Genomic DNA, 16,304 nt, shown 5'->3' with positions numbered 1-16,304 from the left:
GCCATATAGGCGCCATATCCAGCAGGGATTGGAGCCCATGGCGGAATTGGCGCAATTTGCGAAGATGAACGGGCTCGGCAACGAGATCATTGTTGCCGACATGCGTGGCCGGACGGACCGGGTTTCCGCCGCCGCCGCCCGCGCGCTCAATGCCGATCCTGCCACGCGTTTCGACCAGATCATGGCAATCCACGAGCCGAAGCTTGCCGGAACCCACAACTATATAGAGATACTCAACTCCGACGGGTCCCATGCCCAGGCCTGCGGCAACGGCATGCGTTGCGTGGTGCAGGCACTGGCAGCGGAGACGGGCCAGAAGCTGTTCACCTTCCAGACCGTCGCCGGAATACTCAATGCGGAGGAGCACCAGGACGGGACGATCTCAGTCGATATGGGCAGGCCACGCTTCGGCTGGCAGGATATTCCGCTTGCGGAAGAGTTTCGCGATACACGCATGATCGAATTGCAGGTGGGGCCGATCGACGACCCGGCGCTGCATTCGCCGTCCGTCGTCTCAATGGGCAATCCGCATGCGATCTTCTGGGTCGATGGCGACGTCAACGGCTATGATCTCGAACGGTTCGGGCCTTTGCTCGAGAACCATCCCATCTTTCCCGAACGAGCCAACATCTCGGTTGGCCACGTCACCGCGCGCGACAGCATCCATCTGCGGACGTGGGAGCGGGGCGCGGGGCTGACGCGGGCCTGCGGTTCGGCGGCTTGCGCGGCCGCCGTCTGTGCCGCGCGCACCGGCCGCACGGACCGCCAGGTGACGGTCAACGTTCCCGGCGGACCGCTGGCGATCCACTGGCGCGACGACGACCACGTGATCATGACCGGGCCGGCCGAATGGGAATTTTCCGGCCGGTTCGATCCCGCGACCGGCGCATGGCTGCGCGAGACCGAGGGGGCCGCCTGATGGGCGTAGACGTCGTGACATTCGGCTGCCGCCTCAACGCCTATGAGTCGGAAGTCATCAAGCGCGAGGCCGGCGAAGCCGGGCTGGATGCGATCGAGGGCGGAGCAATCGTCATCAACACCTGCGCCGTCACCGGCGAAGCGGTGCGCCAGGCGCGCCAGGCGATCCGCAAGGCCAGGCGCGACAATCCGCAGGCGCGCATCATCGTCACCGGCTGCGCGGCGCAGACCGAGCCCGGCACTTTCGGCGCCATGGACGAGGTGGACCTCGTTCTCGGCAACGAGGAAAAGCTGAAGGCTCGCAGTTACCGCGCCCTGCCGGATTTCGGCGTCAACCGTTTTGAAAAGGTGCGCGTCAACGACATCATGGAGGTACGGGAGACCGCCTCCCACATGGTCGACGCCATCGAGGGCCGTGCGCGCGCCTTCGTGCAGGTGCAGAATGGTTGCGACCATCGCTGTACCTTCTGCATCATCCCCTATGGGCGCGGCAATTCGCGCTCGGTGCCCATGGGCGCGGTGGTCGACCAGGTGCGCCGGCTTGTCGAGAACGGCTATGCGGAAGTGGTGCTGACCGGCGTCGACCTCACCAGTTTCGGCGCTGACCTACCGGGGGCGCCGAAGCTCGGGCGACTCGTGCGGACGATCCTGCGTGAAGTGCCGGAACTGCGCCGGCTGCGTCTTTCGTCCATCGATTCCATCGAGGCGGACGGCGACCTGATGGCGGCGCTGGCCGAGGAGGAGCGGCTGATGCCGCATCTGCATCTGTCGCTCCAGCATGGCGACGACATGATCCTGAAGCGGATGAAGCGCCGGCACTTGCGCGCCGACAGCATAGCCTTCTGCGAGGAAGTGCGGGCCCTGCGCCCCGACGCCGTGTTCGGCGCTGACATTATCGCGGGCTTCCCGACCGAGACGGAGGAAATGTTCGAGAACTCGCTGCGGATCGTTGCTGAATGCGGGCTGACGCATCTGCATGTTTTCCCGTTCTCCCCGCGCGAGGGGACGCCTGCGGCGCGCATGCCGCAACTCGACCGCGGGCTCGTGAAGGAGCGCGCGGCGAGACTGCGTGCGGTGGGGGACGAGACCTACCGCCGTCATCTCTCCTCTCTTGCCGGCAGCCGGCAGCGCATCCTCGTGGAGCGCGAAGGGCTTGGCCGCACGGAAGGCTTTACGCTGGCGGCTATCGATGCCGGCGGCCCAGGCGACATCATCGAAGCGCGGATCACTGGCCATGACGGGGAGCGGCTTCTGGCCGCGCCGCTGGCTGTGGAGGCAGCATAGGCAGGCATGGCATTCGGATTCATCAAAAAGGTCTTCACCTTCGGAAAGAACAGGGTGGAGGAGGAAAGGCCCGAGGATCGGCAGGACGAGACGACTGAGGCAGCGGGAACAGAGCCGGCGGCGCCAGATGGCTTGACGGAACCCGCCGCCCCGCCTGAGATCGTTCCAGAGCCAGAGCCAGAGCCAGAGCCAGAGCCAGAGCCAGAGCCAGAGCCAGAGCCAGAGCCAGAGCCAGAGCCAGAGCCAGAGCCAGAGCCAGAGCCAGAGCCAGAGCCAGAGCCAGAGCCAGAGCCAGAGCCAGAGCCAGAGCCAGAGCCAGAGCCAGAGCCAGAGCCAGAGCCAGAGCCAGAGCCAGAGCCAGAGCCAGAGCCAGAGCCAGAGCCAGAGCCAGAGCCAGAGCCAGAGCCAGAGCCAGAGCCAGAGCCAGAGCCAGAGCCAGAGCCAGAGCCAGAGCCAGAGCCAGAGCCAGAGCCAGAGCCAGAGCCAGAGCCAGAGCCAGAAGAACCCAGCGCAACGCCGGCGCCTGAGGGTCAGAGGCCCCGCGAGGCTGAGGATGTCGCACCGGCCGTGGATGACGCGGCCAAGGAAGCGCCTGAGTCTGAAACCGATGGCGCTGCTACTCATCCGCCTGCCGGCGCCTTTCCGCAGGCGGGGAGAAGGGAGACGGTCGCTACGCCGCCGCCCTTGCCCGTGGAGGCAGAAGAACGCGCCAGGGTGACCGTCGCCAAGGCCGTGGAGCGGCGCAAGGAAGAAGCCGCTGCCGCGCCCGCAACGGAGCCGAAGAAGCCGTGGTTCCAGCGGTTGCGTGAAGGGCTTTCCCGCTCCTCGAAGGAACTGCGCGACAATATTTCCGGCATCTTTCTCAAACGAAAGCTGGACGAGGATACGCTGCAGGACCTCGAGGACGTGCTGCTGCGCGCCGATCTCGGGCTCGAGACGGCGATGCGGGTGACGGACGCGCTGGCATCGGGCCGTTACGGCAAGGACGTATCCGGCGCAGAAGTGCAGGCCGTGATGGCCGAGGAGATCGAGAAGGTGCTGGCGCCCGTCGCCGTGCCGCTGGAGCTCGACCTTTCACACAAGCCGCATGTGGTTCTCGTCGTGGGCGTCAACGGAACCGGCAAGACCACGACCATCGGCAAGCTTGCGGCCAAGCTGACGGCGGGCGGGCTCACGGTCACGCTGGGCGCCGGCGACACGTTCAGGGCTGCCGCCATCGAACAGCTCAATATATGGGGCGAGCGCACGGGATCGCCGGTGGTCGCCTCGAAGCTCGGCGCGGATGCGGCGGGCCTTGCCTGGGATGCGTACGAGAAGGCGAAGGAGGCCGGCTCGGACGTTCTCATCATCGATACGGCCGGCCGGCTCCAGAACAAGGCCGAGTTGATGTCGGAGCTTGAAAAGATCGTTCGCGTGCTCGGCAAGCACGATCCCGAAGCGCCGCATACGGTGCTGCAGACGGTGGATGCCACCACCGGCCAGAACGCCCTTAATCAGGTCGAAATCTTCCGCAATATTGCCGGCGTCAACGGGCTGGTGATGACCAAGCTGGACGGGACGGCGCGGGGCGGCATCCTCGTCTCCATTGCCGCCAAGCACAAGCTGCCAGTCTATTTCATCGGCGTCGGCGAAGGTGTCGACGATCTCGAACCCTTTTCTGCAAGCGATTTCGCCAAGGCGATCGCGGGAGTGCACTGAGTGAACCAGCGAATCTTCGAACGCGACCCTTCCGACCCCAAGCGTAAGGAGGTCAACCCGCTGCTCAAGCTGGCGCTGGAACTTGGGCCGCTCATGGTCTTCTTCTTCGCCAATGCGCGGGGTGAGTGGATTGCCGAACGCTTTCCGGCGCTGGGTGCGCTGGGCGGGCCGTTGTTCATTGCCACCGCCCTGTTCATGGCCGCGACGGCAATCGCCCTTTCCGCCTCCTGGCTGCTTACCCGCACGCTGCCGATCATGCCGCTCGTTTCCGGCGTGGTGGTGTTCGTCTTCGGCGCGCTGACGCTTTATCTCCACAGCGAGATCTTCATCAAGATGAAGCCGACCATCGTCAACACGCTGTTCGGCATCGTCCTCCTCGGCGGGCTCGCTTTCGGCAAATCGCTGCTCGGCTATGTGTTCGATTCGGCGTTCAAGCTCGACGCGGAGGGGTGGCGCAAGCTGACGCTGCGCTGGGGGCTGTTCTTCATCTTCCTGGCTGTCGTCAACGAAATCGTCTGGCGGTCTTTCTCGACGGACGCCTGGGTGGCGTTTAAGGTGTGGGGGATCATGCCCATAACCATCATCTTCACGATGAGCCAGATGCCGCTCATCATGCGCCATTCGGTGGAAGGGCAGGCGAAGTAGGAAGCCGGCGCCGGCTTCCATCCTCCTTCTCGCCGTTTGCCGGGAGGAGGTGCAGCAGGCCGATGAGAGGCAGCACCGGCGCTTGTGTCATGTATCGTGCTGCTCTCAGCTGTGCCCACGAAACCCCATCCGGGTTCAAGCGAATTGCCAGACGATGGTGCGTTTCACTTCTGCGTCCTCCAGCGCGTGCGTGACCGGCACCTCATACTCGGCGAGCCGGCGCAGACATTCCCTGGGCAGATAGGCGCGACCCGGATCGCCGACGAGCACGGCGATGCGACGGCCGGCAAGCGCCTGGAACCAGGGAATAATCCGCGCGGCCAGCGCCTTGTCGTAGAACACGTCTCCGGCGAGCACGACATCGGCCTCGACCTTGTCGCCGACCACGTCGTGCCCGGCTATGTCGAACCGCACGCCGTTTGCGGCCATATTGAGCCGGCATGCGCTGGCGGAAAAGGGATCGGTGTCGGCCGCCAGCACCTCGCTGGCGCCGGCCATCGCGGCTGCGATGGCGACAAGGCCGGAGCCGGTAGCGAAATCGAGCACGCGCTTGCCGCGCACATATTCGGGATGGTCCAGCAGGTGCCGGGCAAGACCCTGCCCGCCCGCCCAGGCAAAGGCCCAGAATGGCGGCGGCAGGCCGAGTTCCTGCAACTCCACCTCGGTCCGCTGCCACAGATCGTGCGCTTCATCTGCCAGATGGAGCCGGATTTCGGGCACATGCGGCGGGGCGGCGAGCGTCGTGTTCGCCCGGATGAAGGTCTCCGCCGCACCGGCGCTGATCATGCGCTTTTCGGCGCTTCCTTCAGGCCGCCCATGCGGCAGATCTCGCGCCATTCCTGCTCGCTGACGGGCTGCACCGAAAGCCGGGAATTGTTCACCAGCACCATGTCGGACAGACGAGGGTTGGCCTTGATATCGGCCAGAGTCACGGGTCGGGGAATGTCCGCCACGGCGCGGATGTCGACGCACTCCCAGCGCGGATCGTCGGTGGTCGAATCCGGGTGGACGGTGTTGCAGACCTCGACCACGCCGACCACGCTCGTCTCCTTGACCGAGTGATAGAAGAAGCCGAGATCGCCAATCTTCATTTCGCGCATATTGTTGCGGGCCTGGTAGTTGCGCACGCCGGTCCATTCCTCGCCGGCTTCTCCCTTGCGCTTCTGGTCTTCCCACGACCAGGCATTGGGCTCGGACTTGAACAGCCAGTAGGCCATGTCACGCATTCTCCGGCTTATTAAAGACCCAGTTCCACGGACGGATTTCGACGGAGGCAAAGAGCCCCGCATGAGCATAGGGGTCGGCGGCGGCGATGGCCTCCGCGGCCGCCATATCGGCGGCCTCGACCGCCAGCAGGCTGCCACAGGGTTGTTGGTCCTTGTCCAGGAAAGGACCGGCGAATTTCAGCGCTCCCTTTTCGTTCAGCACATTGAGATAGGCCACGTGGTCGGGGCGGACGTCCAGGCGGACCTGGAGATGGGCAGGTTTATCCTGGCAGATGATGGCGAAGATCAATGCGGTGCCTCCTCAGGTTTCTTCATGCTTCAAGGGACGCGACAGCAGCGTCCTCATGGCGGCCTCGACCGTCAGCCGGCCTTCAAGCAGGTCTGTGACGGAGCGGATGATAGGCGCATAAAGCCCGCGGTCCGCAACGATGCGCGCCGCAATATTGGCCGTAAGCGCGCCTTCGGCAAGCGGCCGGTTATCGAGGCTTTCGCCCCTGCCGAGCGCCAGCCCATAGGCGTAATTGCGCGACTGCGCCGAGGAACAGGTAAGGACGAGGTCGCCAAGGCCCGAAAGCCCCATCAGCGTCTCGTCCCGGCCGCCGAAGGAACGGGCGATGCGCCGCAATTCCACAAAGCCGCGCGTGATGATGGCGGCGACGGCGCTGGCGCCGAGGCCGGCGCCATCGGTCGCACCTGCGGCGATCGCCAAGACGTTCTTGAGCGCGCCGCCTATTTCGACGCCGATCAAGTCATCGGTGGAGTAACAGCGGAAATGCGGGGCGGACAGCGTTTCGGCAAGGCGGGCGGCAAGTGCGGCGTCCTTTGCCGCGACGGTCACGGCTGTGGGCAGGCCGCGCGCGACTTCGGCGGCGAAGCTCGGGCCGGAAAGCGCGGCAGTCGGGTTTTTCGGGAGCATTTCAGCGGCGATTTCCGACATCAACCGGCCGGTGTCGCGCTCGATACCCTTGGCGCACAGGACGAGGGCCGCGTCGGGCTTGACGGCGGACCCCATGACGGATTGGATCGCGGCCAATACCTCGCGCAGCGTTTGCGCCGGCGTCACGGCGAGTACGCAATCGGCCTCGTCCAGCGCCTCGGCGAAATCCGACGTCGCCGGCAGCCCCGGCCCGAGCTCGATGCCCGGCAGGTAGCGCGTATTGGTGTTGAGGGTCGAGATTTCATGCGCCAGCTGCGGGTCGCGGGCCCACAGCGTCACCGCATGGCCTGCGCGTTGCATGGTCAGCCCAAGCGCCGTGCCCCACGCGCCGGCGCCAAGGACGGCGATACGCCTCATCTTGCTCATGCCTTCGCTCCACGCTTGCCGCCGCCGAAGAGCGGACTCGTCGTCTTGTCCAGCGGCCAGCGCGGCCTCGGCGCGAAGGACGCCGCATCTTCCACGATGCCGGCTTCAAGGCGCTCCAGCCCGGCCCAGGCGATCATGGCCGCATTGTCGCCACACAGTTCGAGCGGCGCGGCGACGAGACGGAAGCCTTTGTCCGTGCACAGTTCTTCCAGAGCGGCCCGGATCGCCCCGTTGGCGGCGACGCCGCCTGCGACGACCAGTGCCGGCTCACTGTCAGAAGGATGGAGGGTGCGAAAACGTTCCAGGCTGCGGGCAACGCGGTCCGCCAGCGTTTCGGTGACCGCCTTCTGGAACGAGGCGCAGATGTCGCTGACGTCCTTTGGGGAAAGCGGCGCCAGTTCGCTCGCAGCGCGGCGCACGGCGGTCTTGAGGCCGGAAAAGGAGAAGTCCGGACGGGCTTCGCCCCTCAGGGGACGGGGAAAGGCAAAGCGACGGGGATCGCCGCCCTGCGCGGCCTTTTCGACATTGGGACCGCCGGGATAGGGCAGGCCCAGAAGCTTGGCGGTCTTGTCGAACGCTTCTCCCAGCGCGTCGTCGATGGTGCTTGCCCAGCGCTGATAGTGGCCGATACCTGCCACATGAACGATCTGCGTGTGACCGCCCGAGACGAGGAGCAGGAGATAAGGAAACGGCAGCCCGTCGGTCAGCCGGGGCGTGAGCGCGTGGCCTTCCAGATGGTTGACCGGGATGAGCGCCTTGCCGGTCGCCGCGGCTATGGCTCTGGCGGTTGTCAGGCCGACGATGAGCCCGCCGATAAGGCCGGGTCCGGCGGTGGCAGCGATGGCGTCCATCTCCTTCAGAGTCAGCCCGGCTTTCCGCAATGCCGCCTCGATGACGCCGTCCAGCGCCTCCACATGGGCGCGGGCGGCAATCTCCGGCACGACGCCGCCAAAGGCAGCGTGCTCCTCGATCTGGCTCAACACAATACTCGCGAGGATCTGCGGCCTGCCGTCGGCATTGCGCGTGACGACGGCGGCCGCCGTCTCGTCGCAACTCGTCTCGATACCCAGCACGCGCGTCATATGGTCGGTTTCGCCCTTGTTGCCGCAGGTTCCGCAAAAACGTGGAACACTTTTGAGTAACCTGCTTAAGTTGCCGCGACCGCCTCTCCTGCGATAGGGAGAAGGGCCGCACGTCAATACCGGCAGTGCGGTTAGCACGGACATGACGGTATGCAAACTGATCTCATTCGCATCGGTACACGGGGCAGCCTGTTGGCGCAGGCCCAGGCGGCCGAAACGCGCGCCCGGCTGATGGCGGCACACAGCCTGCCGGAAGACGCTTTCGAGATCGTCGTCATCTCGACATCGGGCGACCGCATTCAGGACCGTCCGTTGTCGGAAGCTGGCGGCAAGGGGCTTTTCACCAAGGAAATCGAGGAAGCGCTGCTCGACGGCCGCATTGATCTGGCCGTGCATTCCTCCAAGGACATGCCGACCGTTCTGCCCGAAGGGCTGGAGATCACGGCTTTCCTGGAGCGCGAGGACGTGCGGGACGCCTTTATCGGGCGCTCGGTCGAGGCAATCGGAGAACTTCCCGAGGGCGCCAGGCTGGGCACCTCGTCGCTGCGCCGCCAGGCGCTGGTGCTGCGCATGCGGCCCGACCTGGAGGTCGGCATGTTCCGCGGCAACGTGCAGACGCGGCTGAGGAAGCTGGAAGAGGGCCTTGCTGACGGCACGCTGTTGGCGCTTGCCGGCCTGAAGAGGCTGGTGATGGAGCACGTCGCGACCGCGATCATGGATCCGGAAATCTTCCCGCCGGCGCTCGGGCAGGGGGCGATCTGTATCGAAAGCCGTTCCGATGACGGGCGCATCCGATCCATGCTGGAGGCCATCCACCACGAGGAAACGGGCGCGGCACTGACCTGCGAACGCGCCTTCCTGGCGGTGCTCGACGGTTCATGCCGCACGCCGATTGCTGGTCTGGCGAAGGTGGAAGGTGGCCGCATTTCCTTTTCCGGTCTAATCCTGACGCCGGACGGCCGCCTGAGCCATGAAATCGGCGGAGAAGGCAGGGCGGCGGAGGCGGCCGAGATCGGTGCCGATGCCGGCAAGCGCATACGCGACAAGGCGGGCGCCCAATTCTTCGACAGTTGGGACTAGTGGCGCGGATCCTCGTTACGCGGCCTGAGCCGGGTGCCTCGGAAACGGCGGCGCGGCTGGAAGCGCTGGGCCATCAGCCTCTTGTGCTGCCGCTGACCGAGATACGGACGCTGCCGGTGGAAGCTCCCGACCTGCCCGGCTTCGACGCCGTGGCCATCACCAGCGCCAATGCGGTGCGCCACGCGCCGGCGGACCTGCTTGCCCGGCTGGATGGGCTGCCGGCGTTCGCAGTCGGCCGGAGAACTGCGCAACAGGCGCGGGAGGCCGGACTGCACGTCATGCCGGGGCAACCTGGCGATGCGGCAGGCCTTGCCCGCCTCCTGGCGGAGAAGGCACCGCGCGGTGGCAGCGTGCTGGTCCTATCCGGCCGGGTGCGGCGCGATGCGCTTGAGGCGGGATTGTCGGCGGCCGGGCTCCGTTCGCTTGTTGTCGAGACTTACGACACGCTCGTGAAACCGCTGTCGGAGGCGGATGTCGAAAGGCTGTTGGACGAAGGGCCGCCGGATTTCGTGCTTGTTCATTCGCGTTTTGCGGCTTCCCTTCTGGCGCAGAACGGGCCCATCGGGCGGAGAACGGCAAGCACCCGTTTCATATGCATTGCGCAGCGCGTTGCCGATGCGCTCGGCGCCGTTCCGCGCGAAGCCTGTCTCGTCGCCCCCCAGCCGAACGAGGATGCGATGCTGTCGCTGTTGGGCAGCCACGTTTCGCGATAGCGCCCGCGATTGCCGGATACCGGAAAACAAGAAGATGAAGCGCGGTGCTCGAAGGGAACCGAAAGCGGTACCATTTCCTTCACATTTGAGGGGTCATGTCCTAGGAAGGGTGCAGCGCCGCCCAATGTGCGCACGAAACTCCAGCGGAGCTGCCTGATGGTCAAAACGCCGAGGACCCGTCATTCGAAATCCTCCAAGGAGCCGGTGACGATCGATCTGGAACCGGACGCGGTCAAGCGGGATAAGGACGCGGGCGACACCGCGCCCGGAAAGCAGCAGGCGGCGGAAACCGAAGCACCCGAAAGGGCCTCCGACGACGGCAAATCCGCGTCGGAGAACCATGTAAGGGACGAGCCGACGACCAAAGCCGAGCCGGGAAAATTCGGCCGCGGCCCCGCAGAAAAGCCGCAGGACACGTCCAGCAAGGAAACGCGTGCTGCTGGATCCGCCGGTGGCAGCGGGCCAACCGCGCCGCCCCGCGCCAACGCAGAACCGCCTTCCGGCGGGGCGGGTCGCGCGCTTGCGGCCGGCGTGGCGGGCGGCGTGATCGCGCTGGTGCTCGCCGCCGGGCTGCAATGGGCGAACGTGCTGCCCGTTCCGAGTCCAGAGGACGAAGCGCCGGATCCGGCGACTGAAAGCCTGCAGCAGGAGGTAAGCGCCCTGCGTGCGGATCTGGAGGATTTGCGTGCTGCGCCGGCGCAGGGCGCCGTCGACGGCAGCGCCGTTCAGGAGGCGCTGGCCCAGCCCCTGCAGCGCATCGAGCAGCTTGCCTCGGAGGTCGCTTCCCTGCGCGAGACCGTTTCGTCCGGCGAAGCTGGCGAGAATGGCGGCCTACAGGCTCTGCAGATGCGGCTTGAGGAGATGGAAGAGCAGGTTGCTGTGCTGTCCGCAAGCGCTGCGCAGGGCAATGCTGGCGGAGAAATCGCCGAACAGGTCGCCGGACTTGAGCAAAGTGTCTCGCAGATGCAGGGCATGCTCGAAGAGATCCGGCAGACGGCGGATGCCAATAATGCGGCCGTCGAGACGCTGGGGCAGCGGCTGGAATCGCTGTCCGAGCAGGTGGCCGCAGATGACGAGGGGCCGAGGCTTGCGCTGGTGGTCGCGGCTTCCGCGCTAAGGTCGGCCGTCGAGCGTGGCGAGCCCTATGCCTCCGAGCTTGAAACCTATTCAGCCCTGGCTCCCGATGCCTCGCAGCTCGACCCGCTGCGGCCCTACTCAGAATTCGGTATTCCCACCCGCGCAGAACTGGCCGCGGAGGCGCCTGAAGTCGCCTCCGCCATCGCTGCCCAAGGCCGCGGAGCCGACCCTTCGGCAGGTCTCCTCGATCGCTTGATGGCGAGCGCGCGCTCGGCGATCGAGGTGCGCCCGGTCGGCGAGGTGGAGGGCGAAAGCGCGGAAGCGATCGCCGCGCGGATGGAGGCGGCGGTGCAGGCCGGCGACCTTGAGAAGGCGCTGGCCGAATATGAGACGCTGCCGCCGGAAGCCAAGGAAGCCGCCGCGCCGTTCGCCGAAAAGCTGAGGGCGCGCCAGGCGGCAGACGATATCCTAGAAAATGCGCTTTCCAGCGCGCTGAAGCCTGCTTGAGGAAGCGCTGATGTTTCGAGTCCTGTTCTATATCGCGGTCGTCTTCCTGCTCGGCCTCGGCTTTGCCTGGCTGGCCGAAAGGCCCGGCGAACTTGTCGTCACCTTCGGCGGATATCGCTACGAGGTGACGCTGATGGTCGCCGCGGTCCTCGTCGTGGCCGTCGTGGCGGCAGTGATGATCGTCTGGTGGCTGATCCGGAGCATCTGGAATAGCCCCTACGCCGTCGCGCGCTACTTTCGCGTGCGCCGGAGGGACCGGGGATATCAGGCGCTGTCGACCGGCATGATCGCCGCCGGTGCGGGCGACGGCGGCCTTGCCCGGCGTATGGGCAAGCAGGCCTCAAAGCTCATCTCGGCTGAACAGGAACCGCTTATTCATCTGCTCGACGCGCAGGCAGCCTTGCTGGAAGGCGACCACGAGGCGGCGCGCGAGAAGTTCGCCGCCATGGCGGACGATCCCGAGACGCGACTTGTGGGCCTTCGCGGCCTTTATCTCGAGGCAGAAAGGCTGGGCGAACGGGAAGCCGCCCGCCACTATGCCTCGGAAGCCGCGCACCAGGCGCCGCAGCTTCAGTGGGCGGCCGAAGCCACGCTGGAAGCACGGGCCGAGGAAGGGGACTGGCAGGGCGCACTGGCGCTTGTCGAGGCGCAGAAGGGGACGAGGCAGGCTGAGCGCGAGGCCATCGCCCGCCGCCGGGCCGTGCTTCTAACCGCCAAAGCCATGGAAATGCTTGACACCGATCCAACCGGCGCGAAGACTGCGGCGACGGAGGCCCATCGGCTGCAGCCCGACTTCGTGCCTGCCGCCGTGACGGCGGCACGGGCGTTCTATCGGCTCGGCGATCTGCGCAAGGGCGCCAAAGTGCTGGAGACCGTGTGGAAGAAGCAGCCGCATCCCGAGCTGGCCGACGTCTATGTGCATGCCCGGCCCGGCGATTCGACCCATGACCGGCTGGCGCGAGCGAAGAAGCTGAAGAAGCTTCGGCCCAACAATGTGGAATCCGAACTGGCCGTCGGTCGGGCAGCGCTGGATGCCGGCGAATACAAGGAAGCGCGTGCGGCGGCGGAGGCGGCCGTCAGGCTGCAGCCGCGCGAGGGCGCGTTCCTCCTCCTGGCCGACATAGAGGAGGCGGAGACCGGTGATCAGGGGCGCGTGCGGCACTGGCTGGCCAAGGCGGTGCGTGCGCCGCGCGATTCCGCCTGGGTGGCGGATGGTCAGGCACTGGAGCGCTGGGCGCCTGTTTCGCCGGTGACCGGACGCATCGATGCCGTGGAGTGGCGCGCACCGGTAGAGCGGCTGGGTCAGGTCGTGGAGGCGGAGGAGGCGCTTGCCGCCCTGCCGGCACTGCAGTCCGAGCGCAGCCCGCAAGAGGAGGCTGCCGACATAGAGACGGTGGCGATCGATGTGGAACCGGTGTCGGAAGAGCCGGAGGCTGCGCCGAAGACCGCGGTCAACGGCAAAGCCGAGGACCCCTCGACCCCGGCGGAACGCGCGGGCCCGGCTGGAAAGCGCAAAGAACCGGCGGCCCCGCCTGCCTCACGGAGCGCCGCCGGCAACGACAAAACGACCGAGGAACTTGCGCGCCTTTCCGAGGCCGAGGGGGACGAGGCGCGGTTGCGGCCGCCGGTGCCGGACGATCCGGGTGTTGATGACGAGGAGGATGAGAAGGACGGCACCCGCTTCCGGCTGTTCTGAGCGGTGTTGCGTCCGGGAAACAGGTTTGCGGAACCATGGAGCACTTGGTCGATTTGTTTTCCAAACGGCCCTCGCATGTGCAAAAGCCGGGTCTAACCTGTTCCCATCGTGATTCCTGAGCCCGTGATGTTCGAGCGTATCCTTGCTTTCCTGAAAGACCTGCCCGCCGGCGAGGCTGCGCGCGGCCCCGATGCGGACGATCCGAGGGTGGCGGCGGCGGCGTTGCTGATCCATGTGATGGCCGCCGACGGCGAGCGCAGCGAGAACGAGAAGAAGCGGCTGAAGGAGACGCTCTCGCGCACCTATGGCGTGAGCGGTTCGGAGCTGAAGGCGCTGCTGAAGGCCGGTGAGGAGGCGGAGGCCGATGCAGTCGACCTCTATGTTTTCACCAGCGTGCTGAAGCGCCACCTAGGCGAGGAGGCGCGGGGCGAGTTCGTGCGCCTGATGTGGGAAATCGTCTTTGCCGATGGCGAATTGCACGAGCTTGAGGATAATCTCGTCTGGCGCGTCGCCGAACTGATCGGCGTCGATACCAGGACGCGGGTGCTGATGCGTCAGCGGGTGCAGGAGAACGCGGGGATCGGCAAGGGAGCGGAATGACCGACGGTCGTGGCGGGGGTGATAGCGGCAGGATACTGATCGTCCTGCACCAGGAAATGTCGAGCCCGGGCCGGGTGGGGCAGTTGCTGGAGGCATCCGGTTTTTCCCTCGACATCCGTCGGCCGCCCCTCGGAGACCCCTTGCCGGAAACGCTTGCAGAGCACGCCGGTGCCGTCGTGTTCGGCGGGCCGATGAGCGCGAATGACCGCGACGAGTTCGTCCAGCGCGAGACCGACTGGATCTCCGTTCCGCTCAAGGAGAACAAGCCGTTTCTCGGCATTTGCCTGGGCGCCCAGATGCTGGTCAACCAGCTTGGCGGCGAGGTAAAGGGCCATGATGACGGGCTGGTGGAGATAGGCTGGTATCCGCTCCGCGCTACGACCGAGGGCCGCCAACTTATGCACTGGCCGGAAATGGTCTATCAATTCCATCGCGAGGGGTTTTCGCTGCCAAAGGGCGCGAAGCTCCTTGCAACCGCGGATCACTATCCCAACCAGGCGTTCCGCTATGGCGAGAACGCCTGGGGCGTGCAGTTTCATGCGGAACTCACGCGCGTGATGATGCAGCGGTGGGTGGTGCGCGGCGCGCACCGCTTCGTGTTGCCCGGCGCACAGCCCGGCCGCGATCATCTGGGCGGGCGATATATCTGGGATCGGCATCTGAGGCAGTGGCTGATCGAGTTCCTGCACATCGTGTTCGGCGGGGAGGCGGCGGGCGCTGCTCCCGACATCCGGCGCGTCGGGCAGAAGCCGCTCCATCACCGGAAGGTGGGCAAGCGCGGCGTGGCGTAGGTGCATTCCGCCGTTGCCGCTCAACGGCTGCGCGACAGTTCCTTCGTTGCAGCCTCGAGCCCGGCCAGGGTGAGCGGAAACATGCGGTCGCCGAAAATGTCGCGTATCATGCGAACAGAATGGGTAAAGCCCCAATGCGCCTCGCGTACCGGGTTCAGCCAGACGGCGTGCGGCCAGTGCTCGACGACGCGCGACAGCCAGAGGGCGCCCGGCTCCTCGTTCCAATGCTCGACCGCGCCGCCGGGATAGGCGAGCTCGTAGGGGCTCATGGAGGCATCCCCGACGAAGATGACCTTGTAGTCCGGCCCGTATCGGTGCAGCACATCGTAGGTCGGCAGCACTTCGCGTGCCTGCGCCGATTGTCTTTCCACACGCCTTCATAGAGGCAGTTGTGGAAGTAGAAATACTCCATGTGGCGGAATTCCATCCGGGCGGCCGAGAAAAGTTCCTCGACGATCTTCACATGGTCGTCCATGGAGCCGCCGACATCGAAGAACATCAAAAGCTTCACCGCATTGCGCCTTTCGGGCCGTGTTTTCACGTCCAGATAGCCGTGCTCGGCCGTCGAGCGGATGGTGCCTGGAAGGTCGAATTCCTCGTGAGCGCCCTCCCGCACCCAGCGGCGCAGCCGCTTGAGCGCCACCTTGATATTGCGGGTGCCGAGCTCCACGGTGTCGTCGAAATTCCTGAACTCGCGCTTGTCCCAGACCCTCACCGCGCGGCGATGGCGGCTTTCGTGCTGGCCAATGCGCACACCTTCGGGGTTATAGCCATAAGCGCCGAAGGGCGAGGTGCCGGCGGTACCGATCCATTTGCTGCCACCCTGGTGGCGGCCCTTCTGCTCTTCGAGCCGCTTTTTCAGCGTCTCCATCAGCTTGTCGAAGCCGCCGAGACTTTCAACCAGCTTCTTCTCCTCCTCGGAGAGATGCTTTTCGGCAAGCCTGCGCAGCCACTCGTCAGGCAGATCCGCCACATCGACGGCACCTTCGCCGGAAACGGCTTCGACCCCACGGAAGACATGGGCGAAAACCCGGTCGAAACGATCGATATACCGCTCGTCCTTCACCATCGCGGCGCGTGCCAGATAATAGAACGCCTCGACGTCATAGGAGACGAGATCGGCCTCCATCCCCTCCAGCAGCGAAAGATATTCGCGCAGCGAAACGGGCACGCGCGCGGCTTTCAGCTCGAGGAAGAAGGGGATGAACATGGCTTGTCAGGCTCGCTGATATTTGATGAAGGGGGTCAGCCTGGCGATGCGATCATAGAGCTTGCGGGCGGTTTCGTTGAAATCCTGGGTCATCCAGTAGACATTGGCGGCGCCTGCCTCGTCGGCTTTCTCGTAGACCGCCTCGATGAGCGCCCGGCCGACGCCCTTGCCGCGGATTTCCGGGTCGGCATAAAGGTCCTGCAGATAGCAGTTGTTGCCGGTCGCCCAGCAGGTGCGATGGAACATGTAATGGACGAGACCCACCGGCTTGCCGTCGATCAGCGCAATCAGGCCGCTCGGCTCATACTCGCCGTCGTCGAAGAGCCGCGCCCAAGTGGTGGCGTAGACGTCTTCCGGCACGCTGGTTTTGTAGAACTCCAGATAAGCCGTCCACATGCGCCGCCATTCAGGCTGATCGGCGGGTTCGAGCGGGCGGATGGTGATGTTGGACATGGCTTTTCTCCCATTCTGCGG

At 65.6% G+C, this 16,304-nt stretch carries 16 protein-coding genes and 1 pseudogene; 10 read left to right on the top strand and 7 right to left on the bottom strand.

The features are described from left to right. Positions 1-37: 37 nt before the first annotated feature. From dapF to NTH_RS08670, 4 genes are read left to right on the top strand one after another with little or no spacing between them, the layout of a single operon-like run. Entirely contained in the window at positions 38-919 is an 882-nt protein-coding gene (gene dapF / locus NTH_RS08685) for a diaminopimelate epimerase (RefSeq protein ID WP_338529650.1), read from the top strand. Then, positions 919-2,202, top strand: a complete 1,284-nt coding sequence (mtaB, locus tag NTH_RS08680; protein ID WP_338529649.1) for a tRNA (N(6)-L-threonylcarbamoyladenosine(37)-C(2))-methylthiotransferase MtaB — start codon at positions 919-921, stop codon at positions 2,200-2,202. Before dapF ends, mtaB begins: the two co-directional genes overlap by 1 nt. A 6-nt stretch (positions 2,203-2,208) precedes the next feature. Continuing rightward, positions 2,209-3,900, top strand: coding sequence for a signal recognition particle-docking protein FtsY (ftsY, locus tag NTH_RS08675; RefSeq protein WP_338529648.1), 1,692 nt, complete (start codon positions 2,209-2,211; stop codon positions 3,898-3,900). Continuing rightward, a complete protein-coding gene (locus tag NTH_RS08670) occupies positions 3,901-4,545 on the top strand; it encodes a septation protein A (protein WP_338529647.1) in 645 nt (214 codons plus the stop codon). Positions 4,546-4,680: 135 nt separating this feature from the next. On the opposite strand, the gene NTH_RS08665 is transcribed toward NTH_RS08670, so the two are convergent. The 5 genes from NTH_RS08665 to tsaD are packed head-to-tail and all read right to left on the bottom strand — an operon-like array spanning position 4,681 to position 8,156. Beyond that, a complete protein-coding gene (locus tag NTH_RS08665; RefSeq protein WP_422392366.1) occupies positions 4,681-5,382 on the bottom strand; it encodes a class I SAM-dependent methyltransferase in 702 nt (233 codons plus the stop codon). Further along, the gene (locus NTH_RS08660; RefSeq protein WP_338529645.1) at positions 5,328-5,762 is read right to left on the bottom strand and encodes an EVE domain-containing protein; all 435 of its coding nucleotides are present in this window, start codon (positions 5,760-5,762) and stop codon (positions 5,328-5,330) included. The genes NTH_RS08665 and NTH_RS08660 overlap by 55 nt, the downstream gene beginning before the upstream one ends. A 1-nt stretch (position 5,763) precedes the next feature. After that, positions 5,764-6,060, bottom strand: a complete 297-nt coding sequence (locus NTH_RS08655; RefSeq protein WP_338529644.1) for a YciI-like protein — start codon at positions 6,058-6,060, stop codon at positions 5,764-5,766. Positions 6,061-6,072: 12 nt separating this feature from the next. Then, the gene (locus NTH_RS08650) at positions 6,073-7,074 is read right to left on the bottom strand and encodes an NAD(P)H-dependent glycerol-3-phosphate dehydrogenase (protein WP_338529643.1); all 1,002 of its coding nucleotides are present in this window, start codon (positions 7,072-7,074) and stop codon (positions 6,073-6,075) included. Further along, positions 7,071-8,156, bottom strand: coding sequence for a tRNA (adenosine(37)-N6)-threonylcarbamoyltransferase complex transferase subunit TsaD (tsaD, locus tag NTH_RS08645; protein WP_338529642.1), 1,086 nt, complete (start codon positions 8,154-8,156; stop codon positions 7,071-7,073). Before tsaD ends, NTH_RS08650 begins: the two co-directional genes overlap by 4 nt. Positions 8,157-8,306: 150 nt before the next feature. Here tsaD and hemC point away from each other — a divergent pair, with 150 nt between their 5' ends. The 6 genes from hemC to NTH_RS08615 all read left to right on the top strand — a co-directional run bounded on the left by hemC (position 8,307) and on the right by NTH_RS08615 (position 14,620). Continuing rightward, positions 8,307-9,236: a hydroxymethylbilane synthase gene (hemC, locus tag NTH_RS08640; RefSeq protein ID WP_338529641.1), complete on the top strand. Its 930-nt coding sequence runs from the start codon at positions 8,307-8,309 to the stop codon at positions 9,234-9,236. Further along, positions 9,236-9,949, top strand: a complete 714-nt coding sequence (locus tag NTH_RS08635; protein WP_338529640.1) for a uroporphyrinogen-III synthase — start codon at positions 9,236-9,238, stop codon at positions 9,947-9,949. Before hemC ends, NTH_RS08635 begins: the two co-directional genes overlap by 1 nt. Positions 9,950-10,105: 156 nt before the next feature. After that, the gene (locus tag NTH_RS08630; protein ID WP_338529639.1) at positions 10,106-11,533 is read left to right on the top strand and encodes a COG4223 family protein; all 1,428 of its coding nucleotides are present in this window, start codon (positions 10,106-10,108) and stop codon (positions 11,531-11,533) included. 10 nt (positions 11,534-11,543) lie between these two features. After that, a complete protein-coding gene (locus NTH_RS08625) occupies positions 11,544-13,229 on the top strand; it encodes a heme biosynthesis protein HemY (RefSeq protein ID WP_338529638.1) in 1,686 nt (561 codons plus the stop codon). A 126-nt stretch (positions 13,230-13,355) separates the two neighbouring features. Further along, positions 13,356-13,829 carry a TerB family tellurite resistance protein gene (locus tag NTH_RS08620; RefSeq protein WP_338529637.1) on the top strand — a complete coding sequence of 158 codons (474 nt, stop codon included), beginning with the start codon at positions 13,356-13,358 and terminating at the stop codon, positions 13,827-13,829. Next, the gene (locus NTH_RS08615; protein WP_338529636.1) at positions 13,826-14,620 is read left to right on the top strand and encodes a glutamine amidotransferase; all 795 of its coding nucleotides are present in this window, start codon (positions 13,826-13,828) and stop codon (positions 14,618-14,620) included. The genes NTH_RS08620 and NTH_RS08615 overlap by 4 nt, the downstream gene beginning before the upstream one ends. 20 nt (positions 14,621-14,640) lie before the next feature. On the opposite strand, the pseudogene NTH_RS08610 reads toward NTH_RS08615, so the two are convergent. Both NTH_RS08610 and NTH_RS08605 read right to left on the bottom strand, forming a co-directional pair. Next, a pseudogene (locus NTH_RS08610) lies at positions 14,641-15,830 on the bottom strand (vWA domain-containing protein). A gap of 6 nt (positions 15,831-15,836) precedes the next feature. Continuing rightward, the gene (locus tag NTH_RS08605) at positions 15,837-16,283 is read right to left on the bottom strand and encodes a GNAT family N-acetyltransferase (protein WP_338529635.1); all 447 of its coding nucleotides are present in this window, start codon (positions 16,281-16,283) and stop codon (positions 15,837-15,839) included. Positions 16,284-16,304 lie beyond the last annotated feature (21 nt).

Origin of the sequence: Nitratireductor thuwali (assembly GCF_036621415.1) — a bacterium.
GTDB lineage: Bacteria > Pseudomonadota > Alphaproteobacteria > Rhizobiales > Rhizobiaceae > Chelativorans > Chelativorans thuwali.
This window is presented reverse-complemented; position numbering and strand designations above follow the sequence as displayed.

Excerpts from the sequence above, each read along its gene's own strand:
- NTH_RS08620 (WP_338529637.1), top strand. The coding sequence starts at position 13,356 with ATGTTCGAGCGTATCCTTGCTTTCCTGAAAGACCTGCCCGCCGGCGAG.
- mtaB (WP_338529649.1), top strand. The coding sequence starts at position 919 with ATGGGCGTAGACGTCGTGACATTCGGCTGCCGCCTCAACGCCTATGAG.
- NTH_RS08630 (WP_338529639.1), top strand. The coding sequence starts at position 10,106 with ATGGTCAAAACGCCGAGGACCCGTCATTCGAAATCCTCCAAGGAGCCG.
- NTH_RS08625 (WP_338529638.1), top strand. The coding sequence starts at position 11,544 with ATGTTTCGAGTCCTGTTCTATATCGCGGTCGTCTTCCTGCTCGGCCTC.
- ftsY (WP_338529648.1), top strand. The coding sequence starts at position 2,209 with ATGGCATTCGGATTCATCAAAAAGGTCTTCACCTTCGGAAAGAACAGG.
- NTH_RS08650 (WP_338529643.1), bottom strand. The coding sequence starts at position 7,074 with ATGAGCAAGATGAGGCGTATCGCCGTCCTTGGCGCCGGCGCGTGGGGC.
- NTH_RS08615 (WP_338529636.1), top strand. The coding sequence starts at position 13,826 with ATGACCGACGGTCGTGGCGGGGGTGATAGCGGCAGGATACTGATCGTC.
- NTH_RS08665 (WP_422392366.1), bottom strand. The coding sequence starts at position 5,382 with ATGGCGCGAGATCTGCCGCATGGGCGGCCTGAAGGAAGCGCCGAAAAG.
- hemC (WP_338529641.1), top strand. The coding sequence starts at position 8,307 with ATGCAAACTGATCTCATTCGCATCGGTACACGGGGCAGCCTGTTGGCG.
- NTH_RS08660 (WP_338529645.1), bottom strand. The coding sequence starts at position 5,762 with ATGGCCTACTGGCTGTTCAAGTCCGAGCCCAATGCCTGGTCGTGGGAA.
- dapF (WP_338529650.1), top strand. The coding sequence starts at position 38 with ATGGCGGAATTGGCGCAATTTGCGAAGATGAACGGGCTCGGCAACGAG.
- tsaD (WP_338529642.1), bottom strand. The coding sequence starts at position 8,156 with ATGACGCGCGTGCTGGGTATCGAGACGAGTTGCGACGAGACGGCGGCC.
- NTH_RS08605 (WP_338529635.1), bottom strand. The coding sequence starts at position 16,283 with ATGTCCAACATCACCATCCGCCCGCTCGAACCCGCCGATCAGCCTGAA.